2 protein-coding genes are annotated in these 1,215 nt (G+C 36.6%); one reads left to right on the forward strand and one right to left on the reverse strand.

What is annotated here, in order from left to right; all coding sequences use genetic code 11:
- Nucleotides 1-119: 119 nt before the first annotated feature.
- Entirely contained in the window at nucleotides 120-335 is a 216-nt protein-coding gene (locus AB6F11_RS21660; protein WP_029235681.1) for a hypothetical protein, read from the reverse strand.
- A 448-nt stretch (nucleotides 336-783) separates the two neighbouring features.
- Between AB6F11_RS21660 and AB6F11_RS21665 the strand changes: the two genes are divergently transcribed.
- Complete coding sequence (locus AB6F11_RS21665; RefSeq protein ID WP_065677671.1) at nucleotides 784-1,044, forward strand: DUF5062 family protein; 261 nt, start codon at nucleotides 784-786, stop codon at nucleotides 1,042-1,044.
- The last annotated feature ends 171 nt before the right edge of the window (nucleotides 1,045-1,215 follow it).

Consider the following 1,215-nt stretch of genomic DNA (forward strand, 5'->3'; position numbering starts at 1 on the left):
TTGTACGGTGGTGTGAGAGGACGGAGGCCGTGAGGCCTCCTCCTACTCGATTGGTAACCAGCATTTTATAATGAATTTTTAAAAAGAGAATGCTTGGTGATAGAGAACTGATTGGTTGATTAATGCATGCCTGAGCGCATTTTGTCGGCGAGCGCAAAGAAGACAAAAACGACGAAACAGACTAGAGCAGCACACAGTGAAGTTAAGATGGTTGTGGCGTCTTTTGAAATCAATGGAATGGTGATAGAAGCTAGCGCTATCAACATAACAAGGATATGAACAATTCGACCCGGAATTGGATTTTTATGACAGAATGAAGCCCAGAGGTAACGCATTTTCAACACCAGTATAAAATTAGTGGTTTTATTCTATTTTCTTAGTGAGTATTTTGTAAATAACAATTGGTTACAATTGGTTGTAAATAAGATCTAAGTCGAATTAGTATTAAACCAGTTAAATAACAGCAGTTTATTGATCTTTTATTGAATTTTAACTTTCAAAATGAACATCATAATATTCCGTATTCTTTGGAATGCTAAGTCAAATATTATTCGAATTTTTGTTTTTTGACTTAAGATCTCATTTATTGAGTGTTCTGTTAAGAGACCGTTTGCGTACAGGTATTGGTGGCGTAACTATCAAGCGAATTAGAGTCATCCTAGAGCCTGTTATTCGTTTTATGTTATTTATCAAAGTGACTCCTCAAATTGAGAGCGAAGTAATCTTGTGAATTTTTCGGTTTGATATACTCAATATTCATTCGATAAAGATGATGGAGATGATATGTCGAAAACCGCGAAGATCATTAATGAAGATAAGCTGGTAAAAAAAGCAGTTGAAGTCGGTTTTAAGATGGCTAAGCTACAAGGTTTTGATTTGCCAAATTCATCCCAACCGATAAAGGTTAAAGCGGTGTACTTGTTCCTTGTTGAAGTCAATCAGATCACACCTCTCCCTGAGAGCAAGCTTGATGGTGCGAACATCAAGAAGCGTTTAGCACTCTGGCTTCATAATGCACTTCCTGACAATGACCCTTTGAAGTAAACTTGTATTACCTCATTTTTTATATTTGAAACCTAGCGATTTTTCGCTGGGTTTTTTGCTTTATGGAGCAGTAAAAATAGCCTCTTGATATCTCCTAAGCCTAACTTCATTCACAGAGGCTTTGTTTCCTAAATCAGGGAACTAATGCTTAAAGCTACGATCAGATCATCT

The organism is Vibrio sp. 10N.247.311.14 (assembly GCF_041467715.1).
In the GTDB taxonomy this organism is placed as follows: domain Bacteria; phylum Pseudomonadota; class Gammaproteobacteria; order Enterobacterales; family Vibrionaceae; genus Vibrio; species Vibrio crassostreae_C.